Below are 23030 nucleotides of genomic sequence, written 5' to 3'. Positions count from 1 at the left end.
AAGCTCCTGCGCTCTTTCTGACGTACCGTCAGATTCGATGTGCCGACTGTTTCACCGTGCCCGTACAGCGTCAATACCTGATGCAGCGTCAGCGTCAGATCGTGCAGGATCACAGCACGCTGACGCCCGCCAGCCACCCGCCGTCGATGACGAACGGCTGGCCCGTGATGTACGCAGAGTCCTCCTGCGAGGTCAGGAACAGCGCGAGCCGCGCCACCTCCTCGGGCTGCCCGACCCGCCCCAGCGGCACGAGCTTGCGGTACAGCTCATCGAGGGCCTGCGAGGCCTCCTCGGTGTCCGCGCCCGGGTCCAGCTGCGAGGGATTGCTCATGGCGGTGTCGATGGCGCCGGGGCAGACGGCGTTCACGCGGATCTTCTTCGCGGCCAGCTCGAGGGCCGCCACCTTCGTCAGCCCCACGATCGCGTGTTTGGTGGCGGTGTACGCGCCGACGTACGCCATGCCCGTCACCCCCGTGTAGGAGGCCGTGTTCACGATCGTGCCCCCGCCGGCCGCCTCGATCTCGGGCGCGACGGTCTTGATCCCGAGGAAGGCACCCACCTGGTTGACCTGGATGATCTGCTGGAACTCGTCCAGGGGCGTGCTGACCAGCTCGTTGAACCGCAGGATCCCGGCGTTGTTCACGAGCCCGTCGATCTTCCCGTACGCCTTCTTCGCGGCGGCGACGGCGGCCACCCAGTCGTCCTCGCGGCTCACGTCCAGATGGACGTAGAGCCCGCCTATCTCCTTGGCGAGCGCCTCGCCCTGGTCGTCGAGGACATCCCCGAGCACCACCTTGGCGCCCTCCGCGGCGAACAGCCGCGCCTCCTGCTCGCCCTGCCCGCGCGCCGCGCCCGTGATGACGACGACGCGCCCGTCCAGCTTGCCCATGCCGGTACTCCTAGTCTTTGATGTGCCTAGTCGTTCAGGTGCGGAGCGGTTAATCGTTGAGGTGCGGAGCGACGTCGGTGGCGAACGCCGCCATCTGGTCGGTGAGTTCACCGAGGCTCCGGGAGCGGAACCGGACCTGGATCTGGTCCACGCCCATCGCGCCGTACGCGCGCAGCGACTCGGCGAGGGCCTGCGGGGCGCCGGACAGGGTGCGCCGCCCGACGTGCCACGCGGGTACGCCCACGTAGAGAGGCTCGGCGATCGCGCCCACGGTGACGGGAGCCTCGATACCCGCCTCCTCCCGCAGCCGCTTCACCTTCGCTATCTGTCCCGGCAGTTGCTCGCGGCTGTCCCCCTGCGGCAGCCACCCGTCCCCCTTCACGGCGGCGCGGCGCACCGCCGGGGCCGAGGAGCCGCCCACCCACACGGGCACCCGGCTCTGCGCGGGACGCGGCCGCTGCCCGAGCCCCTCGAAGGCGTACCGCTCCCCCTTGAAGGACGGATACTCCTCCGGCCCGAGCGCCGCCTTCAGCGCGTCCAGGGCCTCGTCGAGCACGGCCCCGCGCCGCGCGAAGTCGACCCCGAGCGCCTCGAACTCCTCCTGTACGTGCCCTGCCCCGACCCCGAGGATCAGCCGGCCCCCACAGAGATGGTCGAGGGTGGCGTACTGCTTGGCGGCGGCCAGCGGATGGCGCAGGCCGACGATCGCGACGTGGCTCATGAGGCGCACGTTCTCCGTGATGCCCGCGAGGTAGGCGAGCGTGGCCACCGGGTCGTACCAGGTGGTGCTCATCGCGTCGGCGAGGCGGCGCGGGATGGCGACGTGGTCGCAGCAGGCGATGTAGTCGAAGCCGGAGCGGTCGGCGGTGCGGGCGATCTCGGCGAGGTCGGCGGCGCCGGCCCCGGCCTCCCAGCTCTCGGCGTACATCGTGGACTGGGACTGGATGGGGAGCTGGATGCCGTAGGCGAGGTGCGACGTCCCGGACTTCATGGGGTCACTCACCACCCTGCCCCGCCCAGAGTCCGTCGTCGGTCAGCCCCAGCAGGTCGATGGCGTTGCCGCGCACGATGCGCTCGACGACGTCGGCGTCCAGGTGCCCCATCTGCGCCTCGCCGACCTCCTTGGACTTCGGCCAGGTGGAGTCGGAGTGCGGGTAGTCGGTCTCGTAGAGCACGTTCGCGACGCCGATCGCGTCGAGGTTCCTGAGCCCGAACGCGTCGTCGAAGAAGCAGCCGTAGACGTGGTCGGCGAAGTACTCGGAGGGCCGCTTGCGGACCTTGTCGGCGACGCCGCCCCAGCCGCGGTTCTCCTCCCAGACGACGTCAGCGCGCTCCAGGATGTACGGGATCCAGCCGATCTGGCCCTCGGCATACATGATCTTCAGGTTCGGGAAGCGCTCGAACTTGCCGCTCATCAGCCAGTCGACCATCGAGAAGCAGCAGTTGGCGAAGGTGATGGTCGAGCCGACGGCGGGCGGCGCGTCGGGCGAGGTCGACGGCATCTTGCTGGACGACCCGATGTGCATCGCGATGACGGTGCCGGTCTCGTCGCAGGCCCGCAGGAAGGGGTCCCACTCGTCCGTATGGACGGAGGGGAGGCCCAGGTGGGGCGGTATCTCGGAGAAGGCGACGGCACGCACGCCCCGGGCGGCGTTGCGTCGCACCTCTGCCGCGGCGAGCTCGGCATCCCACAGCGGGACGAGGGTGAGCGGTATGAGCCGCCCCTGGGCCTGCGGCCCGCACCACTCCTCCACCATCCAGTCGTTGTACGCGCGCACGCCGAGCAGCCCGAGTTCACGGTTCTTGGCCTCGGTGAACGTCTGCCCGCAAAAGCGCGGGAAGGTGGGGAAGCAGAGCGCGGACTGGACGTGGTTGACGTCCATGTCGGCGAGCCGGGCCGGCACGTCGTACGAGCCCGGACGCATCTGCCCGTACGTGATGACCTCGAGCTTGATCTCGTCACGGTCGTAGCCGACGGCGGTGTCGAGGCGGGTGAGGGGACGGTGCAGGTCCTCGTAGACCCACCAGTCGCCTATCGGCCCCTCGTCCCCGGGTGCGCCCATGACGGGCGCGAACTTGCCGCCCAGGAACGTCATTTCCTTCAGGGGGGCGCGCACGATACGCGGGCCTTCGTCCCGGTATTTGGCCGGGAGGCGGTCCTGCCAGACGCCGGGCGGTTCCACAGTGTGGTCATCCACCGAAATGATCCGGGGGAAGCCCTGCGGGCTCTCCTTGGTCTCCTTGGTCTCCATGTCGACCACGGTAGCGCCGATCTGACGACCCGTCAGCTCTCCGGACAGCGGGGACATGAGGTGAGGTGTCTGTGATGGCTGTCTCGCGTGGCTGACGCATCCGCCATGAACAAGGCAAACTGGCCTCGTCGTCTTTGGATCCGACGCGTGCGGCAGGGGGCAGCGATGGACGGTGTACCGCGAGTACCGGAGCAGCGGTACGCCGGGACCTCCAAAAGCACCGGGAGCGCTGAGCTGCCCGAGGCCACGGAGGTCCCGGCGGGCCTGCGCTTCAGTGTGCTCGGCCCGGTGCGCTCCTGGCGCGGCGACGAGCTCCTGACCACGGGCTCCCCACAGCAGCGCGCCCTGCTCGCGGCTCTCCTGCTGCGCGAGGGACGCACCGCGACCGCCGCCGAGCTGATCGACGCCCTGTGGGGCGACGAACCCCCGTCGCAAGCCCTCGCCGCCGTCCGTACGTACGCCTCCCGGCTGCGCAAGATCCTCGACCCCGGCGTCCTCGTCAGCGAGTCCGGCGGCTACGCGATCCGCTCAGTGAGCGGCGACGCGCTCGACCTGGCCGCGGCGGAGGCACTGCGTTCCGACGCCGAGAAGGCCCGGAGCGCCGGGGACCTGTGCAAGGCACGCGAGCTGGTCAACCGGGCGCTGGCCCTGTGGGACGGCGAACCTCTCGCCAACATCCCCGGCCCGTACGCCGAGACCCAGCGTGCCCGCCTGGAGGAATGGCGCCTCGGCCTGCTCGAATCCCGCCTCGACATGGACCTGGAGCAGGGCTGCCACGCGGAGGCGGTCTCCGAACTCACCGCCCTCACCGCCGCGCACCCCCTGCGCGAACGCCTGCGCGAGCTCCTCATGCTGGCCCTCTACCGCTCCGGCCGCCAGGCCGAGGCCCTCGCCGTCTACGCCGACACGCGCCGCCTCCTCGCCGACGAACTCGGCGTCGACCCGCGCCAGGGCCTCGCCGAACTCCAGCAGCGCATCCTCCAGGCGGACCCGGCCCTCGCGGAACCGTCCGCCCCGACGACGGAACCTTCGGCGTCCCCCCTCCGGCCCGCCCAACTCCCGGCAACGGTCCCGGACTTCACGGGCCGCGCCTCATTCGTGACCGAGCTGCGCGACATCCTGTCCTCGGCCTCCTCCCCCGACGGGGAGGGCCAGGTCATGGCGGTGTCGGCGGTGGCCGGGATCGGCGGCGTAGGAAAGACGACGCTCGCCGTCCACGTGGCCCACGCCGCCCGCCCGTCCTTCCCCGACGGCCAGCTCTACGTCGACCTCCAGGGCGCGGGCCCGCGCGCGGCGGAACCGGAGACGGTTCTCGGCTCGTTCCTGCGGGCACTCGGCACGGCCGACTCCGCGATCCCGGACTCCCTGGAAGAACGCTCGGCGCTCTACCGTTCCACGCTCGACGGCCGCCGCGTCCTGATCCTCCTGGACAACGCCCGCGACGCCGCCCAGGTCCGCCCCCTGCTCCCCGGCACGGAGGGCTGCGCCGCGCTCATCACGGGCCGCGTCCGCATGGTCGACCTGGTGGGCGCGCATCTCGTGGACCTCGACGTGATGTCGCCGGAGGAAGCGCTCCAGCTCTTCACGAAGATCGTGGGCGCGGAACGGGTGGCCTCCGAGCGGGAGGCGGCCCTCGACGTGGTCGCCGCGTGCGGCTTCCTCCCCCTCGCCATCCGCATCGCGGCGTCGCGCCTCGCGGCGCGGCGCACGTGGACGGTCTCGGTCCTGGCGGCGAAGCTCGCCGACGAACGCCGCCGCCTGGACGAACTCCAGGCGGGCGACCTGGCGGTCAAGGCGACGTTCGAACTGGGCTACGGCCAGCTGGAGCCCGCGCAGGCTCGGGCCTTCCGGTTGCTGGGGCTCGCGGACGGCCCGGACATCTCCCTGGCGGCGGCAGCAGCGGTCCTGGACCTCCCGGTCGAGCCGACGGAGGACCTCCTGGAGTCGCTGGTCGACACGTCCCTACTGGAGTCGGCGGCCCCTGGCCGCTACCGCTACCACGACTTGGTCCGCCTCTACGCGCGTGCGTGCGCGGAACGGGACGAGTTGCCTCCGGAGGAGCGGGGGGCGGCTATGTCTCGGCTGCTGGACTTTTATCTGGCTACGGCGGCGGGGGTCTTCGCCATTGAACGCCCCGGGGACCGGCTGATCCATCACTTCGAGCCGACGCACTACGCAGGCCTCAGGTTCGGCGACCGCCAAAAAGCCCTGGACTGGCTCTACGCAGAGGCCAACTGCCTTCTCGCCTGCGCACACCAGGCGTGCACAGACGGCCGGTTGCGCCGTGGGGTGGACCTGCTGTGGGCCGCAAAAGACCTGGGTGAGTCAGGGGCCAACTCGAAGCAGTACGAATCTGTCGCCCTTGCGGCGCGGGACGCCGCGCGCGGCACGGGAGACTCCCGGGCAGAGGGGCGAGCACGGACCACCCTCACCAACGTCCATCTAGTGGCGGGCCGTTACGACGAGGCGGACGAGGAAGCCCGCCAGGCGGCATTGCTCGCCAGCGAGGTCAACGATCCGGCTCCTCTGCACTGGGCAAGCAATGACCGAGGCATCATCGCCCTCAACCAGGGCCGATACGCCGATGCCGAGGAGCATCTTCAGCATGCCATCGACGGCTCCCGCAAGGACGGGAACAGCCCGGGCGAGGCCAGCGCCTTGTGCAACCTCTCGCGCGTGCATCTGGCGATGGGCCGCACCTCGCGCGCGATCTCCCTCGCTCAACAGGGAATCGAGGTCTACGACCGCATGGGCCTGACCCTGCGTCTGGCGAACGCCCGGTATGCGCTCGGGCTCGCCCTCACTCAGGCTGGACGCACGTCCGAGGCCTTGGGCGAACTGACCGAAGCCCTCCAAATGTTCCAGATGAACCGGCAGCGCCTCTGGGAGGGCACCACGCACTTCCGCATCGCGCAGGCACATCTGACAGGGTCGCATCTTGCACTGGCCGCCCAGCACGCCGAACAGGCCCTCGCCATAGGCTGCATTGGCGGCGATCGTCTCCGCGCCAGCGTACTGACCACCCTCGGACAGTCGCTGGCAGCTCTCGGACAGGTGGACCGAGCACGCGTCTGCTGGCGAGAGGCCCTGCCCATGCACGAGCACGCGGGCTCTCCGGAAGCGGATCACGTCCGAGCGCTCCTGACCCCCGCCTCCGCCGCCTGAGTGGGGCCGCTGGGGCGTTCATCGATTGTTTATGCCAGGCTGACATGCTCGGCACATCGATCCGTCGCGTCGGGGGGCAGACGGTCGCCGGGATCTCACCACCTGCGTGAGAGTCCATATGGCCCTTGTCCAGCAACCCTCGGGGGAGTTGCTGGGCAAGGGCCATCCAAGATCTGACTGACATTCAGGGGAGTGCACAAGGATGACCAAGGCAGCGAAGAAGCCGGAAGACATCACCACGATGGACAACCACTCGCCGGCCCCGCCGATCGACGACACCATCACCACGATGGACAACCACTCGCCCGCGCCGCCGGCCGACGACACCATCACCACGATGGACAACCACTCGCCGGCGCCGTCCAAGGACGCCTAAGACTTTCTTCCCGACGGGGATCGGCCGCGGCGGCGCGGAGGGGGAGCCGTCGCGGCCGAGTCATGTCCGGGCGAGGCGACTCGCTCAGGCCGGATCCTCGTCACCGCTGCGTGGTCGTTGGCGCCGCAGCAGCCACATTCCCTAATGCGGCACCCTCTCGATGGGGCCTAGCTCACCGAGCTCGGCCCCATCGTCGTACCCGCGCCCTAAGCGCACCGCGCCCCGAAGCGCGCCAGGTAGTGCCACACCTTCTTGACCGACTGCGGGTCACGGCGGCCGCCGCGGGCCGCGTCTCCGATGATTCGGGGATCGAGCGTGCCGCCGACCGCGATCCACGCGGCCAGGTCGACGTACTCCTGGCCTCGGTAGTCCGGGTAACGGCGGAGTTCCTCGACCGCTATACGGAAGCCGCCGTGCCACTCCACCGGGCAGCCGAGGCGCAGCGCCGCGGCCTCGACCGGGGAGTCGCGGTAGCACGGGTCCAAGACTACCGCCTCCACATGGCAGTTCAGCCGGACAGGCCCATGCACCTGCGCCTCGATGTAGTTGTCGAGGTCGTCCTGACTGTCCGTGTCGGCCAGAGCAAGGTCGATGAGCCCCATGCGATCTGCGACACCGAAATCCGAGGGCTCAAGGAAGCTGTCCGGGTAGCAGAACGTCGTCCGCGCCACCGTCCGCGCAGTCAGCCGGAAGTGAGCCGACCCGAACCGCGGCGCCCCGCCCACCGCCTTACGGCGGAAGTTCAACGCCCCGTACACCGGCCGCTCCTGAGCAGGCGCCCCGTCATAAGAACCGTCGAAGATCCGGCTCTCCCAGCGCCACCGGTCCCCGCCGGGATGCGCGGTCAGGCCGCCGTTGCCCGTACCCGTGACGAACTGCGAGCGGTAGACGCCGTCGTCCGCCAGAGCGTCCAGGATCGGCTTGCCGTGGAGCAGGCGGTCCGGGTGGAAGTTGAGCGTCACCCGCAGCGACGGGTCCACCGGCGGGCCCGACGCCACTGACGCCACATGACGAAGGGCCCGTTCCTGCGGCGTCCGGGTGGCGTCGGTACTCATCCGGGCAGTGTTCCCCAAGCCGCTCAACCGGCGCACATGGATTCCGTCGCGCCGTAGTAGCGGTAGTAGGGCCGGGTCAGCGGCTCGTCGGAGACGTCGACCCGGTAGTCCGCCGCCGCCTCACGGGCGTACGGGCTACGGGGCCGCGCACGCGGGGGCGGCGGCGCGACCGGCCCCGGCTCCGTCACCGTGAAGGCCCGGCGCCGGGTGCCCCCGCCCGGCAGCAGCCACGCAAGCACCCGCCCGAGCAGCGCCGACAGCACTACTCCTCCCCCGCCTCGACCTCACACCACACCGTCTTCGACGCCGCGCCCGTTTCCACGCCCCATCGCCGCGCCACCGCGTCGAGCAGCACGAGGCCCCGCCCGGACTCGTCCTCCCCCGTCGCGTGCAGCAGTACGGGGAGCACGCGTGGGTCGGGGTCCGTGACCTCGACCCGGATCCCTACGCCCTCCACCCGCACCACCCGCACACGTACCGGCGTCCCCTCCCCCACATGTCGGATCACATTCCCCAGCAACTCACTCACGCAGAGCTGCACTTCGGAGCACGCCGTGCCCAAGTGCCCCCGCACCACTCTGCGCAGCTCGGGCACGGCCTTCGGAACGGCGAGCAGCTCGACGGCCAGTTCGGGCGGGCTCACTACCTCCGCTCCGGCAGCGGTGGGGGTCTGGTGGTGCATGCGTACGCCTTCCCGTCGAGTGCACTCCGTGACGAATCAGTCACACAGTGGCGGTGGGCGGCGTAGCGTGAAAGGGGTTTGGGTTACGCAGAGCAACTGGCAAACGGTGGTGGTGAGTTGTGTCCTCCCGCAAGGATCCCGACGCGTCGGCGAACGTCCCCTCTTTTTACGGCGCCGAGTTGCGGTTCAAGAGAGAATTGGCGGAGCTCACCCTCGAACAACTGGCGGAGGGAAGCTTCCGTGGGGTTCCGTTCCTCAGTCAGATCGAGCGCGGCGAGCGCCGTATGCCCCTGGACCTGGCCAGGCACGTGGACGAGAAGCTGGGCACCGACGGCTTTTTCCAACGACGTTGTGAAGATGCACGCAAGGCGCGGCAGTCGGGGCACGCAGAGTACTTCGCGGACGTCGCCGAGATGGAACAGCACGCGGAGACCATCGAGGACTGGGCGCCGATGATCGTGCCTGGGTTGCTTCAGACGGCTGCGTACGCGCGCGCAATCGTGCGGGCGGCCATGCCCCGGGCCCGGGATGAAGAGGTTGAGGACAAGGTGGCGGCCCGCATGGCGCGGGCAGGGCTGTTCAACTCCGAGAACCCTCCTTCATTCTGGGCAATCCTCGACGAATCACTGATCCGACGCCGGGTCCTCCCGAACGAGGGGATGGCCGGACTACTGGATCACGTCACGGAGGTGGTCCGAACAAGCCGCTCCATTTTGCAGATCGTTCCGGAAACCGCCGCAGCCCATCCCTTCATGATGGGCATGACACGGATCATGACCTTCTCGGATGCCCCGCCCGTGGTGTATGCGGAGAGCCTGCACAGTGGCCAACTCATCGACTATCCGGCCCTCGTGAAGCAGTACCGGGAGTCGTACGATCTGCTCAGGGCCGCCGCGCTGCCGCCAGAGGCGTCCCTGGCCCTGATCCAGGCAGCGGCAGAGGACTATCGAAATGGCAAGCACTGAGATCGACTTGAGCGCCGCCCACTGGCGTAAGAGCAGCTACAGCAACGGCACCGGGGGAGAATGCGTCGAGATCGCCGAGGCCTTCCCCGGCGCCGCCCGCTGGACGAAGAGCACCTACAGCAACGGCGACGGCGGGCTCTGCGTCGAGGTAGCCCAAGGCCACCCCGCCCTCGTACCCGTCCGAGACTCGAAGACCGCCCGCTCCGGCGGCCCCGTCCTCCTCTTCCGCACCCCCGCCTGGGCAGCCTTCGTAGCAACCCTGAAGCGCCCCTGAGCCGACCACACCGCAGCCAGGCAGCCAGGCAGCCAGACTTTGGCGGATTCGGGCAACCGCCGCCCGCTCACAACCCCGGAAACACGGGTCCCGCCCGCACCCACCCCCGCCCAAATCCGCCAATCCCCCGTTGTCCACAGGGCTCAGCGCGGATCCGCCCGACCCGGCAGAGTTGGAGCGTGAGCCCGGATCTGCACGCCCTCGCCGCCGGCCACGGCGTCCTGCTCACCGCGCGCGCCCTCGACGCCGGATGGCCTCCGCGGTGCCTGACCCGCGCGTTGCGTGCGGAGGGGTGGACCCGGATCCGGGCCGGTGCCTGGGCCGCACCCGGGCGCCGCGTGGACCTCCGTACGCGCCTCCTCGCCGCCCAGCTCCTCACCCCGCGCCTCGTCGTCAGTCATCGTTCCGCCGCCGCGCTCTGGCGGATCGAGCAGCTCACGTCACCCGGCGCCGGCCCGCTGGAGTTCACCGACCCCGAGTCCTCCAACGGAACGGGCAGCGGATTACGTGTCTACCGGACCGCCACCCTCACCCGCCGCGAAACTGTCTCCCACTGGGGTCTTCGGCTGACAGACATCCCCCGTACCCTCGCCGACCTCCTACGGACCAGGCCCAGGGACGACGCCCTCGTCGCCCTCGATTCCGCGCTCTCCCACCGCACCGTCGACGGCCTACGCCGCGCGCCCCTGACCCGCCTCGCCGCCGTCGCCACCGCCCTCGATGCACCTGTCCAAGGCGCTGCCAAAGCACGCAACCGGCTCATGCTCGCCGACCCCCGTTCCGGCTCCCCCGTAGAAACCCTCGCCCGCCTCCACATGCACGACGCCGGACTGCACCCGGAAAGCCAGGCCGAAGTCACCACCCCCACCGGCAGCCACCGCTACCCGGACTTCCTCTTCCGGGCCGAGGGACTCGCCGTCGAGATCGAGGGCTACGCCTACCACGGCAGCCGGGCCGACCACCGCCGTGACGTCGCCCGCTTCAACGAACTCCTCGCATGCCCGGAGATCCGCGTACTCCTCCGCCACACCGCGGAGGACGTCCTCCATCGCCCCTCGCACGTCATCGACCAGATCCGCGCCGCCCTCCTCCGGCTACGATCCCGCGAGCGACCTGGGACCTCTGCACCACCCCGCCCAGAAGCCGCTGAATACCCTGCGTCGCCACTCGGGCCGGACGTACGGCGGAGACGGCTCAGCGCTCAGGGAGGATCAGGATGACCACACAGCACACCGAGCCTGTGGGACCCCTTGTCCCGCGGCCCGAGCGGACGCCCGCCGCCCTTCGCGTGGCCCTCGCGCAGGTGGCCGCGCCCAGGCTGCCCGACATGGAGCGGCAGAAGGACGAAGCGATCGCGCGGGCAGTGAGCACGGGCAGCCTCGGACCCATCGTCCAGTTTCTGGAGGCCTGGGCTGTCGCGGTGGAGATCGCACGGCATCCGACGTCGGCGGCCCGGCTGCGCGCCGCCGAGTACACGGCGCAGACCTCCGACCGGGGCACCCCTACCTGGCGCACACCATGGACGAGATCCGCACACTGCACGCAGCCGCCCGGGCTTCGCTCGACAATAAGAGACTGGCGCTGGGAGTACGACCCTGACGAGACCCACGTCATCGGGGGCGCCACGCCCCCGCCCCCCGACTGCGTCACCGGCCCCGCAACTCCCCCTTGACCACCTTCCCGCTCGCATTCCGCGGCAGGTCGGACACGAACTCCACCACCCGCGGCACCTTGTAGTTCGCCATCTCCCGGCGTGCCCACGCGATCAGGTCGTCGGACGTCGTCACCGATGACGGGCGGCGCACCACGTACGCCTTGCCGACCTCGCCGAGGCGCGGGTCCGGGACTCCAATCACCGCGACGTCGGCCACGTGCGGGTGGAGGCCGAGGAGCTGCTCTATCTCGGCCGGGTAGGCGTTGAAGCCGCCGACGATGAACATGTCCTTGATGCGGTCCGTGATACGCAAGTTGCCGGACTCGTCGAGGACGCCCACGTCCCCCGTGCGCAGCCAGCCGCCGTCCTCCGTGAACGCCTCGCGCGTCGAGTCCTCGTCCTCGAAGTAGCCGCTCATGACGTTGAAGCCCCTGACCAGGACCTCGCCGGGTTCGCCGGGGCCGGGCGAGTCCACCCGTACCTCCGTGCCGGGTATCGCCCGGCCGGACGTCGACGCGATCACCGATGCCTCGTCGCCGCGGCGGCACATCGTCACGATGCCGCTCGCCTCTGAGAGGCCGTATGCCGTGAGGACGGTGTCGATGTGGAGTTCGGAGCGGAGGCGTTCGACGAGTTGGAGGGGGACCACTGCCGCTCCCGTCACCACCAGTCGTAGGGCCGACAGGTCGTGGGAGGTGCGGTTCGGGTGGTCCAGGAGTGACTGGTGGAGTGTGGGCGGGCCGGGGAGGACGGAGATGCGTTCGGCGGCGATGTTGGCCAGGACCGTGTCCACGTTGAAGACGGGTTGCGGGATCATCGTCGCGCCGCGCATCAGGCAGGCGATGATGCCGGCCTTGTAGCCGAAGGTGTGGAAGAAGGGGTTGACGATGAGGTAGCGGTCACCTTCGCGCAGGCCGGCCAGGTCGGACCAGATCGCGTAGCCGCGGAGGGTCTGGGCGTGGGTGATCACCGCGCCCTTGGGGCGGCCCGTGGTGCCCGAGGTGAAAATGATGTCGGAGGGGGAGGTCGGGGCGATTTCCGCCGCGCGGGCCCGGACCGTCTCGCCCGAGACCCCCTCGCCGCCGGCCAGGAAGTCCTTCCAGGTCCGCCAGACGCGCGGGTCCTCGTGGTCGGGCGATGTGTCCGGGGCCGTGTCGGCGAGGACAACCACCTGTTCCAGGCAGGGGAGTTCGGCGTTCGCCCGGCGCAGAGACGCCACGTACGACGTGCCGAGGAATGTGCCCGTCACGAACAGGAGCTTCGCGCGGGAGCGGGCCAGGACGTAGGCCGCCTCCGTACCCTTGAAGCGGGTGTTGAGGGGGACGAGGACCGCGCCCGCGCTCACCGCGCCCAGGGCGGAGACGATCCAGTCGAGGGTGTTGGGCGCCCAGACCGCGACCCGGTCACCCGGTTCGACGCCGCTCGCGATGCAGGCCGCGGCGGCTCGTTCGACGCGGTCGCCGAGTTCCGCGTACGAGAGGCGCGTACGGCCCTCGACGACGGCCTCACGCTCCCCGTACCGTTCGGCTGCCGCATGCACCAGTTGGGGAACGGTGCCCCACTCCAGGTCCCCGCGCATCGCACGACCTCCACACCCGTAGCCGACCCGTAGCTGACTATCCGTCAGATTAACGGTAGCCTGACGCGCTGTCAGCAGACGGGACGATCGTGGTGGCATCACGACGCGCGGAGGTGGCTTGCGATGGCGGGGCTCAAGGACGCGACGGCCATAGTGGGGATCGGGCAGACGACCTTCGGCAAACAACTCCCGGAGAGCGAAAAGACTTTGGCCTGCCGGGCCATCCTCGGCGCCCTCGACGACGCCGGGATCGCGCCGTCCGAGGTCGACGCCTTCGCCTCGTACACGATGGAGGAGACCGACGAGGTCGAGGTCGCCAAGGCCGTCGGCGCGGGGGACGTGACCTTCTTCAGCAAGGTCGGATTCGGGGGCGGCGGATCGTGCGCGACGGTCGCGCACCTGGCCGCCGCCGTCGCCACGGGGCAGGCGAGCGTCGGGGTCGCCTGGCGCTCGCGCAAGCGGGGGTCGGGGCCGCGCCCGTGGAAGAACACGGCGGTCCAGCTGCCGACGCCCGCGCAGTGGACCCGCCCGTACGGGCTGCTGCGCCCCGCCGACGAGATAGCAATGCTCGCGCGGCGCTACATGCACGAGTACGGGGCGACCAGGGACCACCTCTTCAACGTCGCGCTCGCCTGCCGCAACCGCGCCAACCAGAACCCGGCCGCGATGATGTACGAGCGGCCGCTGACGCGCGACATGTATATGACGGCCCGCATGATCAGCGAGCCGCTGTGTCTCTTCGACAACTGCCTTGAGACGGATGGCGCGTTGGCGTGCGTCATCGTCTCCGCCGAGCGGGCACGCGACTGCCGCCAGAAGCCGGTGTACGTGCACTCGGTCGCGCAGGGGCTGCCGTCCCAGCACCACGGGATGGTCAACTACTGGAACGACGATCCGCTGACGGGGCCGGCGTGGACAGCGGCCCGACACCTGTGGAAACAGGCTGACTTCGGGCCGGAGGACGTGGACGTCGCGCAGATCTACGACGCGTTCACGCCGCTGATCCCGCTGTCCCTGGAGGGGTACGGGTTCTGCGGGCGCGGCGAGGGCGGGGCGTTCACCGAGGGCGGGGCGCTGGAGATCGGCGGACGGCTGCCGCTGAACACCGGTGGGGGCGGGCTCAGCGAGGCGTACGTCCACGGTTTCAACCTGATCAACGAGGGTGTGAAGCAACTGCGCGGCATCAGCACGGCGCAGGTACCGGGGGCGGGGACGTGCCTGGTGACGGCGGGCGAGGGGGTACCTACGTCGGCCTTGCTGCTGCGGGGGGCGTGAGGGGCGGAGGCGGGGGCGGGGGTCTTGCCGTCGCCCTGACGGAGATGGACTCACGGAGTCCGGCTCACGGCGTTGCACTGACCCATGACAAAGAGGGAAGTTGGATTGACCAATGACAGAATCTGAAATCTGTTATCTGTCACCTGTCATCGATGACGACGGTGCACCCTTCTGGCACTACGCCGCCCAGTCCCAACTCCGCATGCAGGCCTGCGCCTCCCCCGCCTGCGGTGAGCTGCGCTTCCCGCCTCGTCCCTGCTGCCCGCACTGCGGGTCGTTCGAGAGTGAGTGGCGGCTCATGAGCGGGCGGGGGCGGATCTGGTCCTACGTCGTCCCGCATCCGCCGCTGCTGCCCGCGTACGCCGCCGTCGCCCCGTACAACGCGATCATCGTCGAGCTGGCGGACGCGCCCCGGATCCGGCTCGTCGGGAATCTGGTCGCCTCCGCCGACGCGGCCCTGAACTCCGTCGACCCCGGACGGCTGCGCATCGGCGCGAAGGTGCAGGTCGTCTTCACCGACGTCGACGGTGTGACGATGCCACGCTGGGTTCTGGAGCGGCCGTGAGCGTGCGCGTCGAGACCGACAAGGAGAGCGCGGTCGCGGTCGTCACCCTCGACCGGCCCGAGCGTCACAACGCGATCGATCTGGCGACCGCCGATGAACTCGCCGCTGTGTGGCGGGGGTTCAGGTTTGACGACTCGGTGCGCGCCGTCGTCATCACCGGCGCCGGTGAGCGGGCCTTCTGTACGGGCATCGACCGCGACGCCGAGGTGCCGCAGCCGCAGTCCCCGTACAGCATCGACGATCCGCTCGTCGCGGTCGGGCCCAAGGCCAACGATCTGTGGAAGCCAGTCGTCGCCGCCGTCAATGGGATGGCGTGCGGCGGGGCGTTCTATCTCATCGGCGAGAGCGAGTTCGTCGTCGCCGACGAGAGCGCCACGTTCTTCGACCCGCATACGACCTACGGCATGGTCAGCGCCTACGAGACCATCCACCTCGCCCAGCGCATGCCGTTCGGCGAGGTGGCGCGGATGGCGCTGATGGGGACCGCCGAACGGATCTCGGCCCGGCGCGCGTACGAGACCGGGCTCGTGTCCGAACTGACCGCGCCCGGCGGCGCGTTGGCGGCATCGGTGCGCTGCGCCGAGACGATCGCGTCGTATCCGACCGAGGCCGTGCAGGGCACGGTGCGGGCGGTGTGGGCGGCCAAGGAAGCGGCGCGCACGCAGGCCCTCGCGCACGCGCCGCAGCTGATCGCCCTGGGAAATCTGCCCCCGGAGCGGCAGGCGGAGCTGTTCGGAGCGAGGCGCTCCGGCGGGTTCCGCCTGCGGTGATCCAACGAGATCAGACCGTGGTCGCCAAAGGGTTGGCGCACCTGTACACGTTCGCCGCCTGGCGCGGCATCGTCATCCTCAGCGTGACGGTCTCGGTCTCGCCCTCGTCGAGGCTCACGGTCTTGCTGACGTTCTCGACGAGCCTGCCGCCGCCGTCCAGCAGGTCGACACCGACGGAGAAGTCGTTCGTGCCCAGCTCCTGGGACGTGACGCGTACGGTCACGGTCGAGTCGGCCTTGCCGGCGGCGCGGCGCTTACTGGCCTTGCGGCCGGGGCCTGCGCAGTCGACGATCACCACGTCGGCGTCGCCCGTGGCGGAGCCGGTGGCGGTGTCCGTCGCGGTGTCGCCGCCGCCGGACGACCCGTACGAGTCGTCGTCGTAGGAGTCGTCATCGTCGTAGTCGCTGTGGTGTGAACCGTTGTAGCCGCCGCCGTGGTTCTGCTTCGAGCTGGAGCAGCCGCCTCCGCCACTACTGCTGCTGCTCCCCCTGCTCTTGCTCTTGCCGGACCCTCCGTGGCCGCGGCCCGTCGAGAATCCGGTCAGTGCGAGTACGACCACGGCCGCCAGTGCCGTGAGCTTCAGCCCTCGTCGCAGCATCCTTCTGTTCCCCCGAAAATATGGTGATCCGTGCGTTCCTTATGGCGACCCGACACCGTAGCAGCGCCGCGTGGCGAGGGGTGTGGTCCCGGCGTAGCGTCGGGACCGAGAGCCGAACCGGGCCGCACTCAGGAGGCTGCGCATGGTCCGCAACGTCCTTGGGTCGATCCTCGCTCTCCTCGGAGCGACGGCCGCCGTTTCCAGCCCCTTCCGTGCGTGGTACGACGGCCGTCACGGGCGCTATTACCGCCTCGGTGACCTGTTCACGGTTGCCGGAGTGACGGACGCGCGCGCGGAGTTGTTCGGTTCCCTCCTCCTGCCGTTCGTGGTGGCCGCCGCCGCGACGCTGATCGGGCTCGTACTGCGGTCGCGGCTCCTCGTCGCGTTCGCGGGCGTGGTGGTACTCGCGTTCACCCTGTTGTGGATGGTGCGGGTAGGACAGGCCGAGGGGCGGATGGTGGTGGCCGGTGACGGTTCCGGGCTCGGTGTGGGGGTGGCCGGCGCGGTCGTCGGCGGCGTACTGCTGCTGCTCGGTGCGGCCGTGATGAGCGGGCGGCACAAGCGGCAGCCGCGGCTCCCCGAGTACGCGGACCAGGGGGACGCCGGTGACAGCGGCCCGCAGCCCACGCACTTCACCGACCCGGTCCCGCCGCCGGCGCCCGCGCTCGACGGTCCCCAGCACACGCTGGAGGGCCCGATGCAGCCGTACGCCGAGCAGCCCCCGTATCCGGATCCCCCTTACGAGGAGCCCCCCTACGAGGAGGGGCAGCAGGGGCACCCGGGTGGGCAGCCCGGCGACAAGCCCTAGCGCGCCGAGGCCGTCCCCGTGCCCTTTTCCGCGTCCAGTGCGTACACGCAGCGGTCCTTGCTGCACGCGTACACCACGCCGTCCTTGACCACGGGTGCGCCGGTGATCTCGCCTCCGGTGGCGAGCTTCCAGCGGAGGCGGCCGTCGTCGGCCTTGAGGGTGTACAGGAGGTGGTCGGTGGCGCCGAAGTGGATGCGGTTGTCGGCGACCACGGGTGAGCCGACGACCTCGCCGCCCGCCTGGAAGCGCCACTTGGGCGTGCCGGTGACGGCGTCGAGGGTGTAGAGGCCCTGGCCGCTGCCCACGTGGACGTGGCCGTGCGAGACGAGGACCGGTTCGATGGAGGAGGGGCGGGATTCCGTCGCGATGCGCCAGCGGTCGCGGCCGTCGGTGGCGTCGAGGGCGTAGACGGTGCCGAGGTGGTCGGCGAGGTAGACGCCGCCGCCGGTGACGGCGGGTCCGGGGGCGAAGGCGGGCGGGCAGAGGAACACGGCGGGCGCCTCGAAGTGCCAGCGGACGTGGCCGCTCACGACGTCGACGGCCAGGACGCGGGTGCCGGCGGCCACGTAGACGTAGCCGTCGGAGGCCTGGGTCAGGCGGACGGGGACGCCGCCGCAGGAGGCCGCGTCGCCGATCGGGTACGACCAGCGCTCCTCGCCGGTACGTGCCTCCAGCGCGCGCAGCCGGGCATCCTGCCAGACGTAGACGGTGCCGTCGTGGATGACGGGTCCGGCCTCGGGGGACTCGAAGTCGGTCTGGGCGCCGGTGATCTCCCACAGCTTGTCGCCGTTGACGGCTTCCCAGGCCTGGACGCCGCCGCCGCGGGTGCCGGTGACGACGGTGCCGCGGTCGGCCTTGAGGGAGTACACCCAGGCGTCGGTCTGGAGCCGCCACAGGTCGTGTCCCTCGCGGGCGTCGAGGGCGTAGAGGGTGGGGCCGTCGGAGGCGTGGATCCGGCCGTCGGCGACGGCCATGGACCAGGCGACGTCGCGGGTCTTGAAGCGGCGGCGGCCGGTGGACACGTCGAGTGCGTGTACCTCGAAAGAGGTCACGTAGACGAGGTCGCCGGCCACGGACGGGGTGCCCCACACGTCGTTCGACATGCGGAAGCGCCAGGGGCGCCAGGCGGCGCCCGCCTCGGGGGCCGGGGCGGGGACCACGGGATCGGGGGTGCCGTTGACGCCGGTCTTGGGGCGGGACCAGGACGCGGCGAGGCCGGCGTCGGCGGGCGGTGCCTTCACGGCGGCGGCGCGGGCGTCGGCGACGCGCGGGCCGGGGCCGATCGGGACCTGCGCCCCGGCCAGGCGTACGGGCCCGGCGTCGGGTGCGAGGCCCGCGGTGGCGGCGACGGGTGGGGGTACGGGTGCGGGGCGCCAGCCGTCGGTGCCGGGGGCGTGGGACGGGGGCGGGCCGGGGGGCTGCGCGGGCATGGCGGGCATGGGGCCGGGGCCGCCGCCGTGCACGCCACGGCCGCCGCTGCCGCCGCGGCCGGGACCGCTGCTCTTGACCGGGGGCCGTCCGCCCCTGCGTTCCTCGATGAGCGCGACGGAGCGCTCGGGGAGCCAGGCGGACGCGGTGCCGCTGTCGTCGCTGCCGGAGCCGAAGAGGTGCGGGGCGAGCTGGGCCTGGAGGTCCGCGGGCGAGGGCCGCAGCGGGGCCTCCATCTTCATGCAGGACTCGATGAGGGGCCGCAGTTCGGCGGGCAGTCCTTCGATGTCGGGGCCTTCGCGCAGCAGCATGAAGACGGTCTCGACGGGGTTGGCGCCGTGGAAGGGGGCGTGTCCGGTGGCGGCGAAGACGAGGGTGGAGCCGAGGGAGAAGACGTCGGAGGCCCCGGTGACGCTCCGGGAGTCCTTGGCCTGCTCCGGCGACATGTAGGCGGGCGTGCCGACGGCGACGTTCGTCATGGTCAGGCGGGTGTTGGAGACGCCGGACGCGATGCCGAAGTCGATGACGCGGGGGCCGTCCTCGACGACGAGCACGTTCGACGGCTTGAGGTCGCGGTGGACGAGGCCCGCGCCGTGGATGGACTGGAGGGCCTCGGCGATTCCGGCGGCGAGCCAGCGCACCGCCTGGGCCGGCAGCGGCCCGCACTCGTTCACTATTTCTTCGAGGGAGGGCGCGGGGACGTAGGCGGTGGCGAGCCACGGCACGGCGGCGCGCGGGTCGGCGTCGACGACGGCCGCGGTGTAGAAGCCGGATACGGCACGGGCCGCCTCGACCTCGCGGGTGAAGCGGACGCGGAAGAGCTGGTCCTCGGCGAGTTCGGTCCGCACTGTCTTGATCGCCACGCGCCGGCCGGACGCCGAGCGCGCGAGATAGACCAGTCCCATGCCGCCCGCACCGAGCCGTCCGAGCACCTCGAACGGGCCGATCCGCCTCGGATCGTGCTGCGTCAGCTGATCCACCACTTGCCTGCCTCCCCGTACGGGACCGGGTCGCTGTGCACAGTCCCCGGTCAGCGTCTCACCACCGAAGCGCTACGGCGGCACGCACCCCGATTCTTCCTGTACGGGGCTCCGGTTGCGAACCCGGGGGCAAATCGGGGTGTCACGGGAGAGGTACCGCATTACGGGTGCATTCCGCGGGAGCGGGAGGGCCGGGAGGGAAGCAGGAGAAGGCCGGGAGGGAAGCGGGAGGGGCCTGTTCAGCCCTGGTGGACGGCGAAGGCAGCGCCCTGGTTGTCGGCGAGGACGGCCACGCGTCCGTAGGGGGTGTCGAACGGTTCTTCCTTCACGCGGCCGCCGAGGCGGGTGGCGGCGTCGGCCGTGGCCTCGCAGTCGGTGACGGCGAAGTGGACGAGGAAGCGGGCCGGTGCGTTGCCGGTGGCGGCGGATATGCCGAGGTCAGCGGCGCCCTGCCGCAGGACCGACGCGTAGAAGGGGGCGACGGCCGTCCTGTCGCGCGCCTGGAGCTCGGTGCGGCGGAACGTCCCGGGTTCCCCTTGTGCCTCGAAGCCGGTGTGGGTGCCGGCCTGCCAGAGGCCGAAGACGGTTCCTTCGGGGTCGGCCGCGAGCGCCAGGGTGCCGAAGGGGCCGATGGAGAGGGGTTCGACGAGGAGGTGTCCGCCGCAGTCCCTTACGGCGGAGGCGACGGTCTCGGCGTCGCGGGCCTTGAAGTAGACGGTCCAGCCGGTGGGCGTGCGGCCGTCGCGGTCCGGGGCGAGGGCTGCGACGTTCCTTCCGTGGCTGTAGGCCTGCGTGTAGTAGCCGTACTCGGCGCCCGCGCCCTCGTCGAAGGTCCAGCCGAAGAGGTCGCCGTAGAAGCGCTTGCCCGACTCCACGTCGGGGAGCGCGGCGTCGGCCCAGCAGGGGGCGCCCTCGGCGAACTCCATCGGCGTGCGTCCTTCCTGTTCACCTGCCGTACGCGGGTGTGCCGTACGTCACTGTGGGGAGGGGTGCCCCCTGGGTGGCAGGGTGTCGCCTCCGCGGGCCCGCGGCACGGCCAATTCGAACACTTGGCCAATTTTATCCACCGGGTTTTCCACAGGCTGTTGATAACTTATGCGGTCCCACCGGCCCCCACATGCGCAAAAGCCCCGGGCGGCCCCTCATCAACCCATGTGCCGGAGCCCTCAACCCCATTTGCAGTCGGCCGAATCGCGCTCCGATCACCCCTCGGTAAGCTGACGGCATGACAGGACAAGTACGTACCGTCGACGGCCGCGTGGCCGGACGGCGTGGTCAGGCGACGCGTCAGAAGCTGCTGGAGTGCCTCGGCGAGATGCTCAGCTCCTCGCCCTACCGGGACGTCAAAGTCATTGATGTGGCCCGGAAGGCAGGCACTTCACCGGCGACCTTCTACCAGTATTTCCCGGACGTCGAGGGCGCCGTTCTGGAGATCGCCGAGCAAATGGCCGCGGAGGGCGCCGGGTTGACCCAGCTCCTCGAGGGCCGCTCATGGGTCGGCAAAGCCGGCTGGCAGACCTCGCAGGAACTCGTCGACGGATTCCTCGAGTTCTGGCGGAAGAACGATGCGATCCTGCGCGTCGTCGACCTCGGCGCGGCCGAGGGCGACAAGCGCTTCTACAAGATCCGCATGAAGATCCTGAACTCCGTGAACAACTCCCTTACGGATACGGTCAAGGAGCTCCAGGCCAAGGGCAAGGTCGACAAGGACGTGAGCCCCGCCGCGATGGCCGGTTCGCTCGTCGCGATGCTCGCGGCAGTGGCCTCACATCAGAAGGGCTTCCAGACCTGGGGCGTCAAGCAGGCCGAACTCAAGCCCAATCTGGCCCTGTTGGTGCACCTGGGCGTCACCGGCAAGAAGCCGACGAGGTAGCCCCGGGGCAGTCCTTCGGGGTTTTCCAGTTCCTGTCGAGCAGCGGCGGTTCGCGTGTCACGTGAGCCGCCGCTGTTGCAGTTCCATCCCCTGGTCCGCCCTATCGGCGTTCCAGCCGGAAGAGCCTGATCTCCCGTTCCACCCTCGCCTGGTACGTCGCGTACGGCGGCCAGAACTTCAGCACCGCCGCCCAGGCCTCCTCCCGCTCGGCGGAGTCGAGCAGCCGCGCGGTGACCGGGATGTCCTCGCTCTTCCAGTTGATGTCGGCGTCCGGATGGGCCAGCAGGTTCGCCGTCCAGGCGGGATGTCCCGGGCGGCCGAAGTTGGACCCGATCAGCAGCCAGGTGCCGGCCTCCTGCTCGGGCATGCACGCGAGTGGCGTACGCCGGGGGAGTCCGCTTTTCGCGCCCTGCGCCGTCAGGATGACCCCCGGCAGCATCTGGGCGCTGAGCAGCACCTTTCCCCGGGTGAGCCGGTGCACGGTGCGGTCCATCGCGGGGATGAAGTGGGGGGCGACGCGGGCGAAGGCGCGGGTCGACGAGACCTTCTGCATCAGTCTTGCTCCGGGTGGTGCCATCAGGCACTCGCCTCCTGGCGGGTGAAGAGCTCGGCGGATTCCGCGGCGCGTGCGCGCAGCAGGTGGACGGGGCCGAAGAGCAGTTCGTCGCCGGTCGCGCGCTTGAGGTAGAGATGGGCGTCGTGCTCCCAGGTGAAGCCGATGCCCCCGTGCAGCTGGACGGCCTCGGACGCGGCGGTGCGCAGCGCTTCCAGGGCCTGGGCGAGGGCGAGGCCGCCCGTCCGCTCGCCGTTCCCGGAGCCCGCCGACCAGGCCGCGTAGTACGCCGCGGAGCGCGCCGCCTGCACCTGGACGTAGACGTCCGCGAGGCGGTGCTTGACCGCCTGGAAGGAGCCGATGGGCCGCCCGAACTGCTCGCGCCCGCGCACATGCTCGACGGTCCGTTCCAGGGCGCGCTCGGCGGCGCCGACGGCTTCAGCGGCGAGTACGGTCGCGGCCGCGTCACCCATGGCCGCCAGGGCTCCGGCCACCTCGTCGCCCTCGCCCGAGCCGAGCAACTCAGCTGCTACGTCCCGTAGTTCGACCCGGGCGCGAGGGCGTGTCTCGTCGAGGGACGTCCGGCGGGTCCTGACGACCCCCTCCGCGTCGCCGTGCACGAGGAAGAGCAGGGTCCGCGAGCGGGCGAAGCCTCCGGTGTGCGCGGCGACGATCAGGAGGCCGGCGCTGTGTCCGTCGAGGACCTGGTCGGCCTGCCCGTACAGGCGCCAGCCACCGTCATGGCGGTCGTCCTGCCTGGCCTGGACGCCGCCCGCGCGGCCGCCGCCCGACCAGTCGCCGCGGTTGTCGCCGGTCAGGCCGAGCGCGGTGGCGAGGCCCTCGCCGGGCACGGCGAGCGTCGCGGTCAGGGCGCCCGACGCGATGCGGGGCAGCAGTTCGGCGCGCTGCGCCTCGGTGCCGAGGGCGAGGACGAGCGGGGCGGCGAGCGCCGCGGTGGCGAGGAGCGGGGAGGGGGCCAGGGCGCGGCCCGACTCCTCGCAGGCCAGGGCGAGTTCGGTGGTTCCGCAGCCGACTCCGCCGTAGCGCTCGGGGAGCGCCAGGCCGGGCAGGCCCAGTTCGCCGCCGAGGGCCGACCACAGGGCCGGGTCGTAGCCGGCGGGGGTGCCGACGGCGGCCTTGACGTCTTCGGGGCCGCAGCGTTTGTTCATGAGTTCGTGCAGGGTGCGGCGGATCTCGTCCTGTTCCGCGGTGAAGGCGGCGTCCATACGGGCTCCTCCCCGGGGCCCGGCGACCCCGGAACCCCTGTTCTGACGGGGCGTCATGTTAGG

Annotated in this window: 23 protein-coding genes; 11 read left to right on the top strand and 12 right to left on the bottom strand. The window is 70.7% G+C overall.

Annotation, left to right across the window (positions count from 1 at the left end):
* Positions 1 to 109: 109 nt before the first annotated feature.
* The 3 genes from OHA58_RS20320 to OHA58_RS20310 are packed head-to-tail and all read right to left on the bottom strand — an operon-like array spanning position 110 to position 3141.
* On the bottom strand, positions 110 to 889 hold the full coding sequence (locus tag OHA58_RS20320; protein ID WP_389527382.1) for an SDR family NAD(P)-dependent oxidoreductase: 780 nt from the start codon (positions 887 to 889) through the stop codon (positions 110 to 112).
* Positions 890 to 938: 49 nt separating this feature from the next.
* Positions 939 to 1880 carry a TIGR03619 family F420-dependent LLM class oxidoreductase gene (locus tag OHA58_RS20315; protein WP_405485064.1) on the bottom strand — a complete coding sequence of 314 codons (942 nt, stop codon included), beginning with the start codon at positions 1878 to 1880 and terminating at the stop codon, positions 939 to 941.
* A gap of 4 nt (positions 1881 to 1884) precedes the next feature.
* On the bottom strand, positions 1885 to 3141 hold the full coding sequence (locus OHA58_RS20310) for an amidohydrolase family protein (protein ID WP_405480427.1): 1257 nt from the start codon (positions 3139 to 3141) through the stop codon (positions 1885 to 1887).
* Positions 3142 to 3306: 165 nt separating this feature from the next.
* Here OHA58_RS20310 and OHA58_RS20305 point away from each other — a divergent pair, with 165 nt between their 5' ends.
* Entirely contained in the window at positions 3307 to 6306 is a 3000-nt protein-coding gene (locus OHA58_RS20305) for a BTAD domain-containing putative transcriptional regulator (RefSeq protein ID WP_405480425.1), read from the top strand.
* A 202-nt stretch (positions 6307 to 6508) separates the two neighbouring features.
* Complete coding sequence (locus OHA58_RS20300; RefSeq protein WP_405480423.1) at positions 6509 to 6682, top strand: sigma-like protein; 174 nt, start codon at positions 6509 to 6511, stop codon at positions 6680 to 6682.
* A 206-nt stretch (positions 6683 to 6888) separates the two neighbouring features.
* On the opposite strand, the gene OHA58_RS20295 is transcribed toward OHA58_RS20300, so the two are convergent.
* Genes OHA58_RS20295 through OHA58_RS20285 form a run of 3 tightly spaced genes read right to left on the bottom strand, consistent with a single transcriptional unit; the run spans position 6889 to position 8419 of the window.
* Positions 6889 to 7737 carry a DUF3626 domain-containing protein gene (locus OHA58_RS20295; protein WP_405480422.1) on the bottom strand — a complete coding sequence of 283 codons (849 nt, stop codon included), beginning with the start codon at positions 7735 to 7737 and terminating at the stop codon, positions 6889 to 6891.
* Between the two features lie 23 nt (positions 7738 to 7760).
* Positions 7761 to 8000, bottom strand: a complete 240-nt coding sequence (locus tag OHA58_RS20290) for a hypothetical protein (protein ID WP_405480421.1) — start codon at positions 7998 to 8000, stop codon at positions 7761 to 7763.
* On the bottom strand, positions 8000 to 8419 hold the full coding sequence (locus OHA58_RS20285; RefSeq protein WP_405480419.1) for an ATP-binding protein: 420 nt from the start codon (positions 8417 to 8419) through the stop codon (positions 8000 to 8002). The genes OHA58_RS20290 and OHA58_RS20285 overlap by 1 nt, the downstream gene beginning before the upstream one ends.
* Positions 8420 to 8538: 119 nt before the next feature.
* On the opposite strand from OHA58_RS20285, the gene OHA58_RS20280 reads away from it, so the two are divergent.
* From OHA58_RS20280 to OHA58_RS20265, 4 genes are all read left to right on the top strand, one after another.
* Entirely contained in the window at positions 8539 to 9384 is an 846-nt protein-coding gene (locus OHA58_RS20280; protein ID WP_405480418.1) for a helix-turn-helix domain-containing protein, read from the top strand.
* Positions 9371 to 9658: a DUF397 domain-containing protein gene (locus OHA58_RS20275; RefSeq protein WP_405480417.1), complete on the top strand. Its 288-nt coding sequence runs from the start codon at positions 9371 to 9373 to the stop codon at positions 9656 to 9658. The genes OHA58_RS20280 and OHA58_RS20275 overlap by 14 nt, the downstream gene beginning before the upstream one ends.
* A gap of 179 nt (positions 9659 to 9837) precedes the next feature.
* On the top strand, positions 9838 to 10878 hold the full coding sequence (locus tag OHA58_RS20270) for a hypothetical protein (protein ID WP_405480415.1): 1041 nt from the start codon (positions 9838 to 9840) through the stop codon (positions 10876 to 10878).
* Positions 10875 to 11330 (top strand): DUF6247 family protein, encoded by a 456-nt coding sequence (locus OHA58_RS20265; RefSeq protein ID WP_405480414.1) that lies wholly within the window; start codon positions 10875 to 10877, stop codon positions 11328 to 11330. The genes OHA58_RS20270 and OHA58_RS20265 overlap by 4 nt, the downstream gene beginning before the upstream one ends.
* On the opposite strand, the gene OHA58_RS20260 is transcribed toward OHA58_RS20265, so the two are convergent.
* Positions 11305 to 12891, bottom strand: a complete 1587-nt coding sequence (locus OHA58_RS20260; protein ID WP_405480413.1) for a FadD3 family acyl-CoA ligase — start codon at positions 12889 to 12891, stop codon at positions 11305 to 11307. The two genes, OHA58_RS20265 and OHA58_RS20260, sit on opposite strands and share 26 nt — an antisense overlap.
* Positions 12892 to 13014: 123 nt before the next feature.
* Here OHA58_RS20260 and OHA58_RS20255 point away from each other — a divergent pair, with 123 nt between their 5' ends.
* From OHA58_RS20255 to OHA58_RS20245, 3 genes are all read left to right on the top strand, one after another.
* The gene (locus tag OHA58_RS20255; protein WP_405480412.1) at positions 13015 to 14166 is read left to right on the top strand and encodes a lipid-transfer protein; all 1152 of its coding nucleotides are present in this window, start codon (positions 13015 to 13017) and stop codon (positions 14164 to 14166) included.
* A gap of 112 nt (positions 14167 to 14278) precedes the next feature.
* Positions 14279 to 14731 carry a Zn-ribbon domain-containing OB-fold protein gene (locus OHA58_RS20250; protein WP_383525637.1) on the top strand — a complete coding sequence of 151 codons (453 nt, stop codon included), beginning with the start codon at positions 14279 to 14281 and terminating at the stop codon, positions 14729 to 14731.
* A complete protein-coding gene (locus OHA58_RS20245) occupies positions 14728 to 15501 on the top strand; it encodes an enoyl-CoA hydratase/isomerase family protein (protein WP_405480411.1) in 774 nt (257 codons plus the stop codon). Before OHA58_RS20250 ends, OHA58_RS20245 begins: the two co-directional genes overlap by 4 nt.
* 10 nt (positions 15502 to 15511) lie before the next feature.
* Here OHA58_RS20245 and OHA58_RS20240 read toward each other — a convergent pair whose 3' ends face one another.
* Positions 15512 to 16099: a hypothetical protein gene (locus OHA58_RS20240; RefSeq protein ID WP_405480410.1), complete on the bottom strand. Its 588-nt coding sequence runs from the start codon at positions 16097 to 16099 to the stop codon at positions 15512 to 15514.
* A gap of 142 nt (positions 16100 to 16241) precedes the next feature.
* Here OHA58_RS20240 and OHA58_RS20235 point away from each other — a divergent pair, with 142 nt between their 5' ends.
* The gene (locus tag OHA58_RS20235) at positions 16242 to 16907 is read left to right on the top strand and encodes a hypothetical protein (protein ID WP_405480409.1); all 666 of its coding nucleotides are present in this window, start codon (positions 16242 to 16244) and stop codon (positions 16905 to 16907) included.
* On the opposite strand, the gene OHA58_RS20230 is transcribed toward OHA58_RS20235, so the two are convergent.
* Complete coding sequence (locus tag OHA58_RS20230) at positions 16904 to 19318, bottom strand: PQQ-binding-like beta-propeller repeat protein (protein ID WP_405480408.1); 2415 nt, start codon at positions 19316 to 19318, stop codon at positions 16904 to 16906. The two genes, OHA58_RS20235 and OHA58_RS20230, sit on opposite strands and share 4 nt — an antisense overlap.
* A 236-nt stretch (positions 19319 to 19554) precedes the next feature.
* The gene (locus tag OHA58_RS20225; RefSeq protein WP_405480406.1) at positions 19555 to 20241 is read right to left on the bottom strand and encodes a VOC family protein; all 687 of its coding nucleotides are present in this window, start codon (positions 20239 to 20241) and stop codon (positions 19555 to 19557) included.
* A 299-nt stretch (positions 20242 to 20540) separates the two neighbouring features.
* On the opposite strand from OHA58_RS20225, the gene OHA58_RS20220 reads away from it, so the two are divergent.
* Positions 20541 to 21188, top strand: coding sequence for a TetR family transcriptional regulator (locus OHA58_RS20220; protein ID WP_405480405.1), 648 nt, complete (start codon positions 20541 to 20543; stop codon positions 21186 to 21188).
* Positions 21189 to 21288: 100 nt separating this feature from the next.
* Here the strand turns inward: OHA58_RS20220 and OHA58_RS20215 are convergent, their stop codons facing one another.
* Complete coding sequence (locus OHA58_RS20215) at positions 21289 to 21765, bottom strand: nitroreductase family deazaflavin-dependent oxidoreductase (RefSeq protein WP_405480404.1); 477 nt, start codon at positions 21763 to 21765, stop codon at positions 21289 to 21291.
* A complete protein-coding gene (locus OHA58_RS20210) occupies positions 21765 to 22967 on the bottom strand; it encodes an acyl-CoA dehydrogenase family protein (RefSeq protein WP_405480402.1) in 1203 nt (400 codons plus the stop codon). Before OHA58_RS20210 ends, OHA58_RS20215 begins: the two co-directional genes overlap by 1 nt.
* Between the last annotated feature and the right edge of the window lie 63 nt (positions 22968 to 23030).

Source organism: Streptomyces sp. NBC_00009, from assembly GCF_045040855.1.
In the GTDB taxonomy this organism is placed as follows: Bacteria; Actinomycetota; Actinomycetes; order Streptomycetales; family Streptomycetaceae; genus Streptomyces; species Streptomyces aureus.
This window is presented reverse-complemented; position numbering and strand designations above follow the sequence as displayed.

Coding starts and splice junctions, on each gene's coding strand:
- OHA58_RS20220 (WP_405480405.1), top strand. CDS start 20,541: ATGACAGGACAAGTACGTACCGTCGACGGCCGCGTGGCCGGACGGCGT.
- OHA58_RS20305 (WP_405480425.1), top strand. CDS start 3,307: ATGGACGGTGTACCGCGAGTACCGGAGCAGCGGTACGCCGGGACCTCC.
- OHA58_RS20260 (WP_405480413.1), bottom strand. CDS start 12,891: ATGCGCGGGGACCTGGAGTGGGGCACCGTTCCCCAACTGGTGCATGCG.
- OHA58_RS20215 (WP_405480404.1), bottom strand. CDS start 21,765: ATGGCACCACCCGGAGCAAGACTGATGCAGAAGGTCTCGTCGACCCGC.
- OHA58_RS20310 (WP_405480427.1), bottom strand. CDS start 3,141: ATGGAGACCAAGGAGACCAAGGAGAGCCCGCAGGGCTTCCCCCGGATC.
- OHA58_RS20210 (WP_405480402.1), bottom strand. CDS start 22,967: ATGGACGCCGCCTTCACCGCGGAACAGGACGAGATCCGCCGCACCCTG.
- OHA58_RS20295 (WP_405480422.1), bottom strand. CDS start 7,737: ATGAGTACCGACGCCACCCGGACGCCGCAGGAACGGGCCCTTCGTCAT.
- OHA58_RS20315 (WP_405485064.1), bottom strand. CDS start 1,880: ATGAAGTCCGGGACGTCGCACCTCGCCTACGGCATCCAGCTCCCCATC.
- OHA58_RS20300 (WP_405480423.1), top strand. CDS start 6,509: ATGACCAAGGCAGCGAAGAAGCCGGAAGACATCACCACGATGGACAAC.
- OHA58_RS20240 (WP_405480410.1), bottom strand. CDS start 16,099: ATGCTGCGACGAGGGCTGAAGCTCACGGCACTGGCGGCCGTGGTCGTA.
- OHA58_RS20235 (WP_405480409.1), top strand. CDS start 16,242: ATGGTCCGCAACGTCCTTGGGTCGATCCTCGCTCTCCTCGGAGCGACG.
- OHA58_RS20225 (WP_405480406.1), bottom strand. CDS start 20,241: ATGGAGTTCGCCGAGGGCGCCCCCTGCTGGGCCGACGCCGCGCTCCCC.
- OHA58_RS20255 (WP_405480412.1), top strand. CDS start 13,015: ATGGCGGGGCTCAAGGACGCGACGGCCATAGTGGGGATCGGGCAGACG.
- OHA58_RS20320 (WP_389527382.1), bottom strand. CDS start 889: ATGGGCAAGCTGGACGGGCGCGTCGTCGTCATCACGGGCGCGGCGCGC.
- OHA58_RS20250 (WP_383525637.1), top strand. CDS start 14,279: ATGACAGAATCTGAAATCTGTTATCTGTCACCTGTCATCGATGACGAC.
- OHA58_RS20275 (WP_405480417.1), top strand. CDS start 9,371: ATGGCAAGCACTGAGATCGACTTGAGCGCCGCCCACTGGCGTAAGAGC.
- OHA58_RS20285 (WP_405480419.1), bottom strand. CDS start 8,419: ATGCACCACCAGACCCCCACCGCTGCCGGAGCGGAGGTAGTGAGCCCG.
- OHA58_RS20265 (WP_405480414.1), top strand. CDS start 10,875: ATGACCACACAGCACACCGAGCCTGTGGGACCCCTTGTCCCGCGGCCC.